The 20,037-nt window shown below is 41.0% G+C and carries 1 protein-coding gene; it reads right to left on the bottom strand.

Annotated elements, in window-relative coordinates; genetic code table 11:
* Positions 1-36: 36 nt before the first annotated feature.
* A complete protein-coding gene (locus tag PPBDW_RS20530) occupies positions 37-19,899 on the bottom strand; it encodes a GEVED domain-containing protein (RefSeq protein ID WP_156312913.1) in 19,863 nt (6,620 codons plus the stop codon).
* Positions 19,900-20,037 lie beyond the last annotated feature (138 nt).

Genomic DNA, 20,037 nt, shown 5'->3' with positions numbered 1-20,037 from the left:
CTTATGCATATTATTTTGAAAACAATATATACCTTATTATTTTATGGTGACTTGATAAGTCACATATCCACTTTCCGCTGGCACTAATGTACCAATTAGTTGCCATTCAATCCCCCCTTCGTAACCCATATTATTAAGGCCATCTACTGTTGTAATATTACAGGTAAGACTTGATGGTAATAACACCGCAGGAGAGGTACAACTAATCACAGATGAAAGATCTGTATATTCAGGTATGGCATCAAATAATTTAATGTTATCTATATTACCAGAGCCATTGTTAATAAAGTAAATTTTATACTCTAACACATCACCTGGTTGAGCTTGATTACTACGCGATTCAGTTCCCATTTGAGTTATATTGGTTACCGTTTTCTCTATTTCAAGCTCACCCGCACCATGGAAACTCACTCTTATTGTATCGATATCACTTACTAATCGAGTGACACCATGCCCAGTACCTATTGCATCACTAAATACCATATCGGCATTAAGTTGATAATTATACTCTGCATGTAATGGTACATTATTCGGTACTATCACTTTCACTAACACACAAACTTGTGTCGTTCCATTGGCATTTACTGCCATTGGATTAATAACTAAACCATCTACACCCGCATCCAATTCGCCATTACAATTTGCATCAAAATACAGTATTGGCTGCCAACTATAACCTGATGGAGAAGCTTGTTTATTATTAATACTGAAGCTGACATTACCGCTAGTATTAACATTAAATTTATGACTGAAGAAAACAGCTAAACCTGGTTCTGTTTCCGTGAAATTATCAGGCTCTAATGTTGGTACTTTCACTTTACCAAAATCAAGGTGTTCCAAGAAATCGCCCGCGGCTGGAGTCACTAGCATCAAACTATCGGTTACTGATACGTTAGTAACTTTATCATGAATACCTAAAATTACTTCAGTAGCATCAACTTCACTGATATCTAACCATTGTGCTTGTTTAACAACTTGCACTTCGATATCTTCACCCGCTAATTCAACAGGAATAACTAAACTATAACTCCCGTCACCAGCGGTTATCGTTTGAATTATTTCTTGGCCTGTCACATAACCGGCAATGCCTGGGCCGCGATAAATTGCTTTCACAATAAAATTCGCTAAACCCCGCTCCTGATCTTCACGTTTACCGTCATGAGCAACCGCACTACCTTTGCCATTATCTTCAAATACTTGGCCATTCAACACAATTTGATTAACCAAGTTATACATATAATCTTCAACTTCACCGTTTATTGCTAATCCTGTCGGGGTATTACACATATTTTGTGCATCACATAAACGGAAACGTATAAAGCTATCACCGCTATAACCACCACTGGCTACCGCATCTAATAATACAGACACATTCACTATCTGAGTCGCTGCTGTTAACGTTATTGGATAATCATTAACTAATATTTCGGATGTATCAGTAAAGACACCATTACCATTTAAATCGGTAAAAATACTCAGATAATTAGTTGTACCAATTATGCCTGTTACGGTGACTGGAAGAGAAGTAACGGTAGCAACAATAATATCAGCCGGTATCGCAACACCTTGTTCATCATTCAATCCCGATAAATTATCGCCCGTTGCATCAGAACTGTATCTATCAGATAGGTCTGGATCCCACTGCGTACCCAATATCAAATTAGGTATGCCATTCATCAACGGATCATTGTTTTGATGCCCAGCACTACCATATGATTCCGGCGCATCACCATAATCGATACTCAATAAACACCCAGCAGCATCATTAAACTGTAATGACGTATCAGTACTACTATCAACGAATGTAGTAAAGCCGCTCACTAGGTTAATACGATACATACCAATTCGATTAAACAAATCATAATTACCGTCACCGGTTGTATCGTGATCTCCCCCATTCGTTAACATGTATAAATGTGTAGAATCATCGGTTGCAACAGCGCCACTCGCAAAGTTAGGTGGTTTACGTCCATTAAAGTTAAGATTACTACTCACAACGGTATCAGCGGCAATATCATACTGATACAATTTCGGTACACCCGCATTCTTAAGGCCAGTAAGATCTGCACCATAAATTAAACCATCATGATATGACACAGCCCAATCAGGCCCAATACGTTGTAGTGATCCGGCTAATATTTCTGGTGGTAATGGTTTAATACTGAATGTCATATCCGCTAAGTTTACAGTTACAACACTATTCCATGCGCTATTAGTAATGTAATACTCATTACCTGACGTTGATAATGTTCCGGTATTCGGAGATCCTATTGCATCAGTAAAGACATCACCTGCAACATAAGTTTGGGGACTTGAACCATTAATTTTACTTAAGTTATAACTGCCATTCGATATAATTTCACCACGAGGAATAAAGCTAGTACCTTGCTTATCTGTCATCACGATAGCAACATTATTCGCACTATTAATATAAGTGCCATATACCATGCCAGTAATACGATCAAAAGCTAATGAATTTAATTCTGGATAATCAGTGATCCCTGTTTTTATGTCACTAAAATTAAATGCAGAGTTCAGAGGGTCTACTCGAGTATATTCAAAAGATGCACCATTATTCGACGATTTTGTAACAAGGAACCGATCACAAGTATTATCCAAATTTAAATCAGAAACAAAGATACGATAATCTTCTACTTCACCATTACTAACTTCACCAACCGGAGTATTACAACCAACATCTGAACAAACTCTAACCCGCATATAGGTATAACCTAAACTCGATGCTGTCGGTACTGTAACTGTGTAAGATGTTTGTGCATTTGCTGTCGCTGTGCTGTCATTAACAACTTGCTCATTCGCATCATCCCAATCGCCATCACGATTCCAATCAATCCAAGCATAAAGCTCTAAACCAGATAAATTCGTTCCAGGATCAACCGTAATTGTAATTTGAATAATTTCAGCGTCATCAGGCTTCATGGTCGTAGAATAAACAACACCGTCTTCATCATTAGGCGTCCCTGTATTATCATCGGCATTAGCTTGTGTATTTTGCAACGTGCCATCATCAGTATCCCACTCATTACCTAACGTAATATCAACTTGACCGTTGGTATCAAAATCATACTGAACATGACTCGCACCATTATCAGATAAAGTCGTATTATAATTTGCGTTACTCGTTCCTGAGCCATTATCAGGCGCATCACCATAATCACGTGCAACGGCAACCGTACACGTTTCAGTTATACCACCAAAGAAGCCATCAAAAGCGGTCGAACCAGCACCCGATCCTGATGTATAAACCACCATTCGATGAATAGCCACACCACCAGTATCACTACTATTAATCTCAAATGTTGGACCGTTATCTGGGTAGGTTTTAGAACCAATAATCACGTTATTCAAATCGAGAGCGATAACATGAATGGTTGCAGCAGAACCCGCGGGATCACCAACAGAAGAAACCGAATTAGATGTACGTGGCGAACCATCTGTATTCACCAAGGTATAAGAGATCGCATTGGTCTGAGCCCACAACATCTTAGTATCGCCACCACCAAACGGTTCACCATGACCAATAACATTAACATCCTGAATGCGTGTGAATGGATAGCTTGTGGTGGTTTCTTCAATAAGCAAGCCTTTACTTTGCCAAGTCGTTGGCGGATAACGACCATTACTTAAACCAACAGTTAAATCCATAAAGGTTGTTGTCTCTTCCGTAATACAGTCATAAACCGTTAATTGATGATCTTCAACCTCACCATTAGTGGCAAAACCACCATGATCTGCCATTGATAAGCCATCAGTTTCTGGTGCTAACCGTACTCGTAAATTATATGTCCCATAACCAATAGGAGATAATCCAGTCCATGCTAACGTATGATCACTGGTTGAAGCGCTGGTCGAAATCGTAATTGGAGGCAGGGCTTCAGAGGCTTCAAAGCTACCATTACGGTTACTATCAAGCCACGCCAGTAACGTCGCGTCACTACCTGTATTATTAAAGACAGTTGCTGTCGCACTATAGGTTGTCGCACCCAGTAGTAATCTTGGCAGAGTGATCCCTTGTTCATCATTCGCAGTATTATTATCATCACTGGTTGCCATTGCGCTAGCCGCCGCATTTTCACCATCAACATCATTAGCCCCAAGATACATTAAGCTTGAGAATACATGTGATGGTCCACCTTCGCTGTATTCAACCAAGTAACTCTCAGGAGCATCCCCCCCATCTAGCTCACTGACTTGATAAAGATATAATTCAAAATCTTCTATTTCACCGTTACTGGCTGATTTATTAACATCTACTTGTAACAACGTATCGGTGGTAATACGCATTCGTAAAATAGATATACCTGACGTTGGAGTCGCATACCCAGTAAAGGCTAATACAGCACTGCCGTTAGCCGTATTACTGGTATCAGTACATGCCTGAGAGGTAAATTCACCGGCATCGATAAAGTCGCCATCAAGATTGAAATCAACCCAAGCATAAACCGTAGCAGCCAGATCACTGCTACCATCATGATCATTACAAATTGCAGTAAACGATAAATCGCTGCCTAAATCATAAATATATGGGAAAGAACTCGTAATACCATCTTCATCACTAGGACTCACACCTTTGATATCATCATCTGTTGCATTACCATTAGTATCAGTACCATCACCAAAACCATCAGTATCAACATCACCCAGTATTGAACCAAGACTAATCGTAGTATTACCTAATGCATGACGAGGACCGCCAGATAAGAAGAGAGTTTGATAACCTGTGGCTTCTGGGGCATCACCATAATCGTACAGTACAACGAGTGTGACTTGATAATCTTCAACTTCACCATCCCCGCCTAAACCATGTGGCGTATCACAAGCCAACGTATCAGCACAAATACGTACTCGTAAATAACTGATCCCTTCTTTAACATCTCCGGGAACAGTAAAGTTCAGCGTTTTAGCGGTATTATTATCAGCATTGGTTAACGGTATCGCAGTCGCAGCTTCAGTGGCATGATCAAATACACCATTACCATTAAAATCTAGCCATCCATGAACTTTAGCGGCCACATCGGTCTGGACATGCACAGTAAGTGCGACTGTATCTCCAGGCTGTGCAGCAATCGATGTAGGAATCGTGACCCCATCCTCATCATTATTAAAGGCAAAGTTATCATCAATAGCGGTACCATAATTATCTATACCATCAACAAAACCTTCACCTTCTTCATCTGTAGCAACTGTTCCTAAGAAAATAGTGCTACTGATTGGGTGCATCGGACCATTACCTTCGCCCGTTAAATTAACTCGGTCAGTACCGTAACTCTCAGGAGCATCACCAAAGTCAAATAGTCCAATGACTAATTTATGATCTTCAATTTCGCCATCAGTGGCAGCGCTACTCCAATCTGCCGCAGTTAAAGTATCGGTTGTTAATCGTAAACGCAGATAAGATACGCTTGGCGTTAATGCAGATAAACCACTCCACGTTAACGTATATTGACCATTTATTGTCGCAGGCGTAACAAGCAATTGTTGTGCTTCAGTTGCATCAAATGCACCATCTGAATTCCAGTCAATCCAACCCCATAATGTTGCATCTGTGGTTATGGATAAATTAGATGCCTCTACCACTACACTATATTCAGTCGCATCCAGCGGAATAGGCAGTAAAACATTAACACCGTCTTCATCATCTGGAGAGGCATTATTATCATCTGTCATAGCAAGTAGATCGGGAATGGGTACCGCTTCTGTATCACCTAGGTGCTCACCAAGGAATAAGGTCGAACTTGGGCGATGATAAGCATTTAATGTACCGTAACCTACAGGAGCATCACCAAAATCAACGGCTTCAACTACCAACTGATAATCTTCAACCTCCCCACCAGAAACACTGCCATAAGATCTTGGATCTTCGGCATCACCCATCGCGGTATCTGCTAGATCTTCGTACATTATCCGTACTCGAATATAGAAAGAATCAGTACTCGTTAGTTCAGGCAATGTTGCCCATGTCAGTGTCTGTGCGGCTAAATTAGCCCCAGTATTAATAGTAATTTTATTCGCCGCTATTGCTTCATCTTTATCAAACTTGCCATTATTATCCCAATCAATCCATGCATAAAGATAAGCGTCATTGCCACTATTATTGGTAACAGTTACCGTTGCTTGGTAATGTGTTGCACTGGCCACTAACGGTAATAATTGCAGTCCATCTTCATCAGCATCACCGCTAATATCATCTTGCGTCGCAGTAATATTCTGTAACGTACCATCATCAGTATCTGGCGGTAATTGACCAAGATAAACATCACTAAATATTGAGATATGCTCGGCACCATTATTGACTGCCGTAGTACGGTAATCACCCGTTTCAGTCTGAGTGGTTAAATCTGGAGCATCACCAAAATCATTAATAGTGACAGTACCGCCCACATAATCACAATATGCATAAACTTCAGGTAAGCTCTCGACACCGATTGAGCCTGGCATTGTTAAACTGGTGGTATACGTTGGCGTCGTTGCCCAATTTTCAATCACATCCAGATTCGTTCCACGCCATGCATACAGACGTCCATCAGGTCCAAATTTAATTGATTGGACATTGCCTGGCATACCACTAACCGTTGTGACAGTATTCGAAGGAATATCATAATAGGTTAGTGGACCATTATCACCGCCCGCTCCATTTTCAAAGAACACTCGTTTGCCGTCCGGTGAAAAACGAGGAGATGAGCCGACTCTCGCAATACCTGTTGTCACCGATGTAACATTAATAAACTCACCAGTATTAGGATTAAAATCACCAATAAATAAACGACTAATACCATCTCTAGCTATCACTAACTTACCCGTAACAGGTGAATAATCCATTGCGCCTTTATTCGTCGCAGGCCCAGAGCCATTAGGAATTGTACTAATAACTGGCGTAAAATTAATTCCTCCAGCAGTTAAAGCAAAGGCTTGTAATTGACCATTCCGCGTCATGGTCAATAACCATGAATCACTACGGTTACCATGCGGAACAACTAATTGCGATTCAAGTGCTGAATTATTTTGAACGGTACCTCTGTTGATAATATTTGAGGTACTAAAATCAAGTTCTCCTGCATTGATAATATTGAAATTATTACCAAACACATAAAACTGATTGAGGTCATTACCTGGCCTTGGCGTCACGGTAATAGGGAAATCTGCGGACGCTCCCGTGGTAAACGGTAAAGCTACGGCAGCATTCGTCGAACCATTAAAGACACCTCGCCCATCACCATAAACAATCACAGCACCATTTAGTGGATCAGTAATGGTAACAGTACCTTCTGTTGCGCCATTACCGGTTGCCATATTAGTACCATTGGCATTACTAATCGTTGGATAACCACTGGTTGTTAAATTAGTAAAATCAATAATGGTTCTTTGTGATCCTTGAACCCACCAAACTTGGGTTAATTGAGCATGGTTATCACAATTGCTGATACCGAAACCATTTTCAGCTGGCAATAAATTAAATTGATAATCATCGACTTCACCACTACCAGCTAATCCTGTTGGTGTATTACAGTGATTGGCAATAGAACATAAACGCACCCGCATAAAGGTATTACCGCTACTTCCCAAATAAGGAGCAATTACATCAAGAGGATTAGATCCTGTAGCAACAGCCACATCTTGTAATACATGCTCGCCATCAGTAGTAAAGCTATTGTCAATATCGGCATCAACCCAGACATTAATAAAGCCCGCTCCACCAGCAACAACAAAATCAATCGACTCAGCAGTACCTGCAGTAATATTGGCAGGAATAACTAAAGTCTCATCATCACCTTCAGCGTCATTGTCATCACCTAAAGCATTAACTTCTGGCTGACCATCAAGATCAATATCTTTTCCTGATCCAAGCACTAATGTATCTACGCCTGTCGTCCCTTCAATAATATGGCGCGCACCATCATCAGCTTTAAGGGTTGGGTAGCCTGTAGGCGCATCGCCATAATCCAATTTACAGTTAAAGGTAATGTCAAAATCCGCCGTTCCCGTATAGCCCGTAGGGGTCGTATTACGGAAAATAAAATCAATAGTGTCATTTTGATTGAAGGTGAAGGTGCCAGATAAATTAGCCGTCTGATTACTGCCGTAATATAAAATAGGGCCCAACGTTGTCACCCCACTGATCACTAGCACAGCATCTTCGTCACCGGATTTAAGGCTGTTAACAGTGATCGAGCCATCGGCAGGCATCACTAAACGATAACGAGTAACATTAGCATTTGGATTATTGGACGCATCGTAACCATTATAAAATTGCACATTGGTATAGATATTATTTGATGTTTGCGTGGTGCCATTTTCTATATGGTTGGCTGCATTACCAGAGAAACTAATCCCTAACGTACCGTCTTTTAATACCGAATTAGCAGACAACACACGTGCGGATTGTAGATAATTATGCGTTACCCAATCAATGGATGTTGTGGTACCTACATGCTCAAATTGTTCCACATCAAAACCGCCTTGAGCGGCAAAAGAAGCATTGGCATTTTGACAAGCTTCCACCACAATCACGGTAGAATCTTTCACCACTAAAATATGATCTTCTACTTCACCTGAGTTTGCGAGCCCTCCCGGTGTAGCGCCACTAATAGCGTCAGTACTTGCCATTAATCGCGCACGTACATAGTAATTACCAGGAGTGATAACTGGGGAAATGGTATTCCATGTCACTAATGTCGGCGTTAAAGTAGCATTACTGGCTAAATTATTAATCACAATGGCTTCATCAGCATCGAAACTATTATTACGATCCCAATCAATCCACACTATGAGTTTGGCATCAACACCACTATTGTTATAAACATCTGCTGTTAATTGATAGTTACTATCACCATCATTTGCAGTCGAAAGTGTTAAACCATTTTCATCATCACCAGTATTATCATCGTAATCGGCACCGATACTGCCCACAGCAACTTCAGCATCAATGTTATTGGTGCCTAAATACAGTTGAGTATTATACCGATGAGCCGGCCCTCCTGTTGCCGCAGAAGTTTGATAACTATCTGGCGCATCACCACCGTCATAATTACCAATATAAAGTGCGTGATCTTCAACCTCACCATCACTTGCGCCACCTAATGAACGCTGATCTTCATCTGTCATAGCCCCAGTATGAACTAAAGTATCGGTGGTTAATCTAAACCGAGTTAAGGTATCACCACTGCTAATATTAGGAATTGTTGACCATGTTAATATGACATCAGCCCCTGTCGTCACAGTTGAAATCGACACACTTGCGACTTCATCAGCATCAAAACGACCATTACGATCAAAATCAATCCAACCATATAAAGTTGCGGCATTACCAGTATTATTAGTTACTTTCACTGTCGCATTATAGTTGCTCGGCGCAGGGCTATTATCTAAGGCGGTAAATGTCACTGCATCTTCATCATTACCACCGTTATCATCATCACCATCCGCTTTGCTTGTAGCAGAACTAGGATAGGCATCAGCTTCAGCATCTGTAACATTAGTCCCCATAAATAAATCAGCACTGATACCATGATAAGGCCCTTGATCACTTAAACGAGTACGGTAATCTCCAGCCCCTGCTGCAGTACCTGCCTGACCATCCTCGGCATCACCAAAATCATAATTACCAACATAAACCGTATAATCTTCAACCTCACCACCAGCAGCGCCACCAAACCAATCAGCATCAGTCAATTCACTATGAGAAAGTCTAATTCTCAGCACCAATGTTCCTTGTGTTAAGGCGGGTAAATTATTCCATGTTAAAGTCACTTTATTCGTTCGGTTATCACTACCTGTTGGGTAATTATTAGTATTAAAGCCAACATTATTAAATGGGTTGCTACCCGTCACAACATTAAGATCATCGACGACTTCATCAGCGGTAAAGGCTCCATCCTGATTCTTGTCAAGCCATGCAACCAATGTTGCCATTACCCCGGTCTGGTTATATACCGAGACATCCACACTATAGCTGTTAGCTGTTGCAGCGACGAAAGGCAACGGCTGAACGACACCATTTTCATCATCATTATTAGTATTATCATCGCTATTACTCGCCGCTGACGGGATCACGGTCGAATCATTATCAATATTCGCAGAACCTAAATATAAAAGACTTAAATAAGCATGATACGGACCATTTCGCCCTGTTGATGTACGGTAACTATCAGGCGCATCGCCTAAATCACTATTTTTTGCAGTCAAGAAGTAATCTTCAACTTCACCATCATTAGCGGCGCCCAATGATCGAGCATCAAATATTGTCAAACTCACATCATCAACCAAAACATCGGTGGTTACACGTAAACGAATACCATAGGTTCGATCGTTAACCGTTGCGACTGGCGTTGTCCAACCAAGACGATAACTTGCAGTACCACTATTGGCTGGAATAAGGAAGGCACCATTTGTACTGACTAGTGCAGTACCTGTTGCATCAACAATACCTTGCTGAGCAATTTCATCCGCTTCAAAATCACCATTTCGATTCCAATCGATCCACACATAAAGATATGCATTCGTAGCAGAACCATTAGTGACAGTCACAAAAGTTTGATATTCAGTATTGATTGGTAATACAGGGATCAATGCATGCCCTAGTGATTCTTCATCATCAGGAATACTGCCATTATCATCGTCTCCTTGTGAATTTGCGGATTGAGGAGCATCACCATCAGCATCTGGTGCAACCTTGCCAAGGAACAAACTTGGTAAAGTATTAATATTATGTAATGGGCCATTATTAATTAAATCTGTTTGATAATTATTGGTTGCTGTTGCATTACTTGTATCAGGTAAATCACCTAAATCAGCAGCACCAATCATCACTAAATAATCTTCGACTTCACCATCACTGGCTAATCCACCAGTATCGGTAACGGTTAATGGATCCGTTGATAATCGAAAGCGGATATAGCTCACACCAGCCGTTAAATACGTTAATTGATTACTATCAAACTTATAAACATAATTACCATTTTGTGTGGTTGGTATAATATCAACCCGCCCTTCAATCGGTTCAAAGGCACCGTTGCGATTAGCATCAATCCAGCCAACTAAATAGGCATTATTTCCAGTCGTATTTTTTACATTTACATTAAGAGAATAACCGCTGCCATCGATTGCAATTGGTGATAATGGCTCTGTAATACCATCTTCATCATCAACACCAGCTACATCATCACCTTGAGCATTATTAGAGGCGACAACTACAATATTTTCATCAATATTACTGCTACCTAAATACAAGTTAGAGGTATTAATAATAATATGATGTGGGCCATTATTGAGCGGATCTGTGCCGTAAGTTTCCGGCGCATCACCCATATCTTGTTTACCAACATTGATACGATGATCTTCAACTTCACCGCCTAATTCAACGCCCAATGGCGAGGCTTGATTCATTTGTGAAATAACACGTGGAATTAACCGCGAACGTAATGTTAATGTAGCGCCATTATTAATGGTTGGAATATTATTCCACTCAATCTCACCCGTTGCATCTATCGCGCCATTAGGAATAGTAATGATTTGACCTTCGTCATCCTCAAAGACACCATTATTATTAAAATCAATCCAAGTGACTAAGCTAGCATTACTGCCAGTATTATTTGTTGCGATAACAGATATTTTATAATCATTCATTCCTGCCGTTAATGGTGGAAAAATAAAGCCTCCCTCATCATCATCATCAGTAATATCATCAGCGGTAGCCGTGGCATTTTCTAATGTACCGTCATCAATATCCGGCTTTTTGCCGATATAAAGATCATTAATAATTAAATGACGTGGACCGTTATTGCTTAATACGGTTTGATAATCATTAATTGCTGCAGCAGGGCTAGTATCTGGTGCATCACCAAAATCAAAATCACCCAGATAAACCATATAATCTTCGACTTCACCGTTTGATGCTCGTCCAAACCACTGAGTCTCTGTTAGAGGATCATTACTTAAACGAATACGCAATGCCATATTGCCTGAAGTGAGTCCAGCTAAACCATTCCACACAAAAGTAAGAGCATTAGCATCACTGGTAGCATTGGTACCTGCTGATACGTTATTAACCGCAAAAGCTGCACCATTAATGGTATCAACCACTTCATCTGCACTAAAGAAGCCATCCTGATTCTTATCCAACCACGCAATCACGGTAGCGGCATTTGCGGTACTGTTATTTAATCGCACAGGAATAGAGAATGTCGTAATCGACGGTGAAACAATCGCTAATGGTTGTGAAATGGCTTGTTCATCGTCTAAGCCATCATCATCATCACCCAATGAATCTGCACTTGGCTGCCCATCAGCATCACCTTCATTAACGGGCATATTACCTAAATATAATGTCGTAAAATCACGCTGTGGATGATAAGGACCGCGACTAATAGCAAGTGTAAGATAGCTATCAGGTGCATCACCTAAATCATAATTACCGATATAAAGAGAGTGATCTTCCACTTCACCATCAGAAGCACCGTTTAATGAGCGGGTATCCTCTTGGGTTGGAGTCGCAGCAGCAGAATTAATTAAGGTGTCGGTCGTTAAACGTAAACGCACCACAACATCACCGCTGATAATTGACGGATAAGGCGCGGTCCATGTTAGCTCTAATACATCACCACTAGTACCTGCAACTACAGGTAAACTAGAGTATTCATCACCATCAAAGCGACCATTGCCATCCCAATCAACCCAGCCATGTAATGTTGCTGCCTTTGTAGTGCTGTTGGTTACGGTGACTTGCGCGACATAAGTTGTTGATTCAGGGCTGTTATCTAGTGGTAATAAATAAGCGCCTTTTTCATCATTACGCCCCGTTGTATCATCGCCATCAGCAACACCAGCGCCTATATTAATGTTGGCATCAGTTTCATCATCGGGTGCTTGTAAGCCAATAAATAACTGTTCAGTAATACCATGATAAGGGCCTGAATCACCTAACTCAGTGCGATAATTACTCGCATTTGTACCACCTGCACCATTATCGCTCGCATCACCAAAGTCGAATTTACCCACATAAATCACATAATCTTCAACTTCACCATCAATGGCTTGCCCACCCCATTGTGTCGCGGTAAGAGGATCAGTTGATAACCGCAACCGTAGCGTCATAACACCTGACTGTAATCCACTAATACCTGACCAATGCAACGCAATGGCTGTACCATCAGTAATAAAGCTACTACCAGGGGAAATATTATTAATCCCCCATGGAGCACCATTTACGGTATTCACAACTTCGTTTGCTGAAAATACCCCATCTTGATTTTTATCTAGCCATGCGGTGAGAGTGGCATTATTAGCCGTGGTATTTTGCAACTTCACATCAATATCAAAGGTATTATCGGCCGTTGAGATAAAGGCTAATGGCTGATTTATACCTTGTTCATCATCAAGACCATCATCATCATCACCCAATGCAGCTGTCGTTGGTTGGCCATCAATATCGCCTTCATTGGTTGGTACTGGCCCTAAAAATAACGAGGTATAAAGTGATTGACCGTGGAAAGGACCTAAACTATTGGCCAAGGTTAAGAAGCTATCAGCAGCATCCCCCATATCTTGATTACCAATATACAAGCGATGATCTTCCACTTCACCATCAGACGCACCATTCAGTGAGCGAGTATCTTCAAGGTTTGTTGCCGCGGCACCATTAATTAAATCATCGGTGGTTAATCTAAACCTAGCAACAGCGGCACCAGCAGAGATTCCAGTAAAGCTTGTCCACGTTAAATCTACCGTTTGGTTAGTAACACCAGAATTAATCGTTAAACTCGTATGCTCATCACCATCAAAGCGGCCATTTAAATTCCAATCTATCCAGCCATGTAACGTCGCATTACTGCCTGTATTATTGGTAACAAGAACCTTAGTGTGATAACTGGTCGGTATTGGTGAATTATCTAACGGTAAGATCTGAGCCCCATCTTCATCATCACCATTTAAATCATCATCATCGCCATTAGCCATTGCGGCACCGACACTATTGTATGCATCTGATTCAGCATCTGGCACTTTCGGACCAATATATAAATCACTGCTAATGCCATGGTATGGGCCAGCATCCACTAAACGAGTGCGATAATTTGAAGTCGATGTTGCACCACTATTATCATCACTGGCATCACCAAAATCGTAACTACCAACGAAGACCATATAATCTTCCACCTCACCGTCAGGTGCTGGACCACCAAAATCATTGGCGGTTAACGGTTTCGTTGTATAACGAATACGTAATGCCATCGTACCTTGGGTTTGCCCAGATAAGCCTGACCATGTCAGCGTGCGTCCAGTGACTAATTCATTGGTAGCAGTAATGACATTATTAACACTAAAGCCATCAAAAACTTCATTAGCATCAAATTGATTATTTTGATTTTTATCTAACCAAGCAATTAAGGTTGCACTCGAACCTGTCGTATTATTATGTTTAACATTAATCGAATATGTGGCGTCAGAAACTAACAGTAATGGTAACGCACCAGAGATGCCATCTTCATCATCGATACCATCGATATCATCGCCATTAGCATTAGGTGTTGGTTGACCATCAAGATTATTATCAAATAATGTCGAACCTAAATATAACGTATTCGTTGCTGTTAATGCATGACAAGGACCGCCATCTAATGGAATCGTTAAATAACTATTAGGAGCATCACCTGTATCATGTTCGCCGATATACACTCGGTAATCTTCTACCTCACCATCACTGGCAAGTCCAAGCGATCGTGTATCCTCAAGGTTCGTAGCCCCAGCTGTATTGGTTAAACTGTCAGTAGTGATTCGAACGCGAGATACCGTCCAACCGGTAATGCGACCAGTAAAAGTGGTCCAAATTAAATCGACCGTTCCCGTGGTATTATTCGTAACGGGTGCACTGGTATATTCATCTTGCTCAAACTCACCATTTTGATCCCAGTCAATCCATGCATGAACAGTTGCTGTACTGCCGGTGGTGTTATTGACAGTAGCTCTTGCGGTATAAGTAGCATGTGCCAATGACAGCGGAATAAAATCAACCCCGTTTTCATCATTACGATTATTATCATTATCACCATTAGCATAACTGGCGCCTAATGATGGGTAAGCATCTGGATCAGCATCTGGGATCTCAGCACCTAAATACAACGAATTTATAATGCCATGATAAGGTCCATTATCGACTAAACGAGAGCGATAATCGCCACTGCCGCCAGCGGTACCTGCAATCACATCATTTGCATCACCAAAATCAAAGTCACCCACGGGAATATAATGGTCTTCTACCTCGCCATCTGAAGCACCACCACCCCATGCAGTATTTGCCAAATTATCGGTCGACAAACGTAAACGTAATGCAGCAGTAGAAACATTCGCGGCTGAAATCCCCGTAAACGTTAACGTCATCGGGTTACCTACAACCGTACCGTGTGGCACAACAACGGTGGCATACTCTTCCGCTTCAAATTGGCCATTATTATCCCAATCTAACCATGCGGATAAATTAACACTGCTACCCGTATTATTATGCACTGGCACCGCGATTGTGTATTCTGAGGCAGTTAAAGCCAGAATGGGGGCAGGCAAAGTAGCAAAAGCATTTTCATCATCATTAACATTATTATCATCATCATTCGCGGCCGCACTCGGTTGCCCATCCGCTTCAGTATCAATGTTATTACTGCCAATATGAAGGTTATTAATATTGCCTAAACCATGATAAGGACCACCGCTTAACGCTAACGTATCATAGGTATCTAGCAGATCACCAAAATCTTGATCTGCTACTTGTAAGCGATAATCTTCCACTTCACCACTGGTTTGTAAGCCAAATGAACGCGGATCTTCATCAGAACCAGTTGCAGTATCGGTTAATAACGAAGCAACGATACGGATCCGTAAATAGATCGCGCTATTATTAGTTAAACTCGAGATACCAAGCCATGTTAATGTTTTGCTGGTATCACCATTAGCAACCACTACTGCACCACCAGCTCCGGTACCATTACTCACAAGTTCATCACGATCAAAGCGTCCATTACGATCCAAATCCAGCCATGCATACACATAAGCATCGTTACCCGTCGTATTATTTGTCACAGCAGTAGCATTATAAGTAGTAGTTAACGTGGTCAGTGGCGGTAAGGTCAGACTGTCTTCATCATTGGTATTATTAGTGTTATCACCCGTTGCGGTAGCATTTTGTAATCCATCTACTTCAGTATCTGTCCCCGTACCTAAATACAGATCTGGACTGGTTTCATGACGAGGGCCATCATCAGCTTCAAGTGTGCGATAATTATCAGGCCCAACACCGACACCACTATCAGGCGCATCACCAAAATCTAAACTGATATTAATATCGCTATAATCTTCAACCTCACCATCAATACTTGAACCCGTTGGGGTATTACAGTCCCCTGTACTACAAACTCTAAAACGAGCATAACTGACACCTAATACTGCCGTTGCAGGTACCATAAAATTATAATTAGCCGTACCTGGTGCAACTGTGGTTTCATTTATGACATGTTCATCGGGATCATCCCAATCACCATCTCGATTCCAATCAAACCAGCCATGCAGATGGAATGTTGCTGTGGCTAAGGTAGGATCTTTGGTTATTGTGACACTAATAGATTTAGGGCGGTTAATAACATAATAACCTTCCGCAGTAGCGCCATCTTCATCGTTAAGATTATCTAGATTATCACCTAAAGCATCTAAGGTATTAAAACCATTAAAGTCAGCATCAATCAGCACCCCCAGAATCACATCTGGCGTATTGTCATTATTGCTATCTTTTATTACATGATTAGCACCATTATTTTCGCGTAGGGTGTGATAATCATTTACTCCTGTTGCTAACGTGCTATCTGGCGCATCTCCCCAATCTTTATTTAAGCTATCGACTAAACTATTGGCACTAAACTCAGATGTATCTTGAACAACACCTAACCCACTATCCGCTGTACGGTGCACGATAATAGTAATCTCATCGCCAATAGAGAGTCCCGCAACCGTTAATGTTTCATCAAGCGCACCGCCAGTAAGTCCTGTAACCTCACCGAGGAAAGTTAATCCTTCTCCAGCCTCTTTACCGTCACTTCCGATATCTCCTGTCGCACTACTGGCTTTATATATTTCAACCGTAAACGTTCCTGTACCACAGTAATTACCAATGACACGTAAACTCGTTCCAGTTAAGAATGAAAAATCAATTTCAGGACGTGCAAGATTATTATTTGCACCACCGGTACCATCTGTATTACAAGCATCATTATTTAATGACACTCCTTGCCCTGTCGTACCACGATGTAAATCAATCGCGTTTAATGTATTACCAACAAAACTATTTTTTGTAATGAGGTAACCATCAACATTAGTATTACCATCGACAGAAACACCCGCACCGCCATTATTATGAATAACGTTACAGGTAATAATATCGGTATGGCCTGAAGTGACATGAATACCCGCAGCACCGGAGTTTTGAATATCGTTACTGGTAAAGGTTTGGTTAAGGGCCACGTTACTGGTACCTAATTGATAAATACCATCACCTGTTGCATCACGCATCAGATTACCAAGTACATCAAGATAAGCAGGAGTACCATAACGGATATAAATATTATGATAAACATAACTACTTGACGTTGATGTCGTACCCAATAGTTGATTATGTTTAACTAACCAGTGATCGGTTGCTGTTTGGCCATTTAAATTACCAAAGCTGATATTGTTATGGGCGGTTTTAATAGCGTTATTTTGAATAATACCAGTCGAACTAATTAACGATGCATTACTCGGATTCGCAATTGCAATACCTGCACACCCTGTAGAGGTTCCGCAAGTATCCTGCCCAATCACGCGATCATTACCAGCAGGATCAATACCAATCAAATTCTGTTCAAATAAACTTCCGCTGATCCCGCCTGAATAAACATTAATACCTAATGATCCTCCAGTTAAAGAAACATTTCGTACCGTAGTATTATCGGCATTAACTATTAACAGCTCTGAATTATAAGCACTGCTATTTGTCGGACGATCTATTTGTAGCTCAGGCTTTGCTAGCGCAGGTAGTGTTTCAACACTACAACCATCACTGCTACCAATAGTTTGTGATGCAGAAAAATTACCAGGATTTGGATCAATAATCGTGGTGCCATCGGCATTGCTATAAGCGGTACCATCAATCGTTGTATTGGCACCATTAGTTCCCGTTATAGTCGTTAAATTTGATGTTGGCGTTACGACCCACCAATCAGCACTGCCGTCACTATCATTTGCAGGTACTGTGGGCACAAAACGCATTTCATTAACACCAGCTAATGCATTTGCATTACGGATAAACTGCTCAAGCGAGCCCTGACCACTGTTATCAGTATTCGTTACCACATTATAAGAAAAACCAAAATCAACATTGGTTTGATTGCCAGAAGAAAAAGATAAATCAACTTTGGTAATATGTTCACGCGTTGTTGAATTGGATGTTGAATCAGCACGATCACCATCGATACCGCTATAACATGCTCCCGAAGTCGTCCTTGGTATATCACCAACGGCACCATCACCATTGGCATCACAGAAAGCATTACTATAAGTGTTACTGGCAGCATAAGTTTGTTCCGCCAATGCACCACTTAGTTTTGGTGGTGCAACTGCAACGAAATAGGTATCGATAGGTAGCATCGAAAAGAGATAAGTACCATTATTGGCGACTTGCTGTTTGACTAATGTATCACCCGCACTTGGTACACCATCATTATCATCATCACGGTATAAATGTACCCAAGGTTGATTAGTTGTAACCCCATCTCCAGTAATATTACTATCACCATTTTCATCAATAAAAATAGCACCACTAATATCAAAACAACCAATACAAAAACGGTAATCTTCCACTTCACCACCAGTAACGCTGGTTGATATAGTGCTCGTCGTTAATGCATCCGTTGATAGTCTAAAACGGGAGAAAAAATAACCGCTATTAGAACGATCAGCTGTAGGTACAACAAAATCTAAATTACAGGAAAAATCATTACTACTTGTATTGGTACACGCAGAATTAGAACTTCCAGCAGCAGGGACAGTAATCGCAACACCTTCGTCTGCTTGAAAGATATTATCTTGATCCCAATCAACCCAACCAACAAGATTAGTGTTACTTCCAGAACCATTAGTGACTGTTGCCGTTAAACTAATAGCTCCAGTTACGGGATCGATTATATTTTGTGGAAAGCTACTAATACCATCATCGAAACTATCTCTATCAGCTAACGTACTATTTAAATTTGTAGACTCATAGCTAACATTAGCGCCGAGACGTAAATTCGTCGCCACTAAATCACGATTATGGCGGGCAATACCATAACTGCTAGGGGCATCTGTTGCTTCAAAGCCACACTGTAAAATAGAGTTAACTCGAATACCACCGTCATCCCCTGCGGAGGCTTGTGCGCCTATACCAAAAAATCCACCTGAACCTTGAAAAGGGGTTTCAGTCCCTGAAATTTGAACATTACTGATTGTTGTCACTGAATTGGGTAATAACAGCTGCGCACCATGCGTATATTGACCAAACGGATTCACATTAACATTACCGCCACCACTGATAAAACTCGCCCCATTTAACGCTGATAATGTGGCTGTATTTTGACTGTTACTCGGCGTAGTTAACCTCGCATAAGTGACACCATTAATGGTTAAGGTAATATTGATTGCTTCTGTTGCATCATTACGATTTGTCCACTGATTACCATTATTCCACCCCCATGTTGAATCAACAATAATACGACCGCCCGATCCAGTTCCTCCACTTAACCCTGTAGGATTAACAGTTAAGTTACGTGCGCCCCATCCCGTTGTCCCAGGGACATTATCACCATCAAAATAATACTGCCCATTAGACACATTGATCCCTGAACTACATTGTTGTGCGTAGCTCACCAACGAAAATAAAGATAAAACAATTAAAATAAAAAACTTACAACATATTACAAATAAAAAGTGTTTCATAAAATTATCTTATTTAGAGGAAATAAAACATCA

The sequence above is a fragment of the Photobacterium kishitanii genome (assembly GCF_000613045.3).
In the GTDB taxonomy this organism is placed as follows: Bacteria; Pseudomonadota; Gammaproteobacteria; order Enterobacterales; family Vibrionaceae; genus Photobacterium; species Photobacterium kishitanii.
Note: the sequence above shows the minus strand (reverse complement) of the source record. Positions and strands in the feature narration are given on the sequence as shown.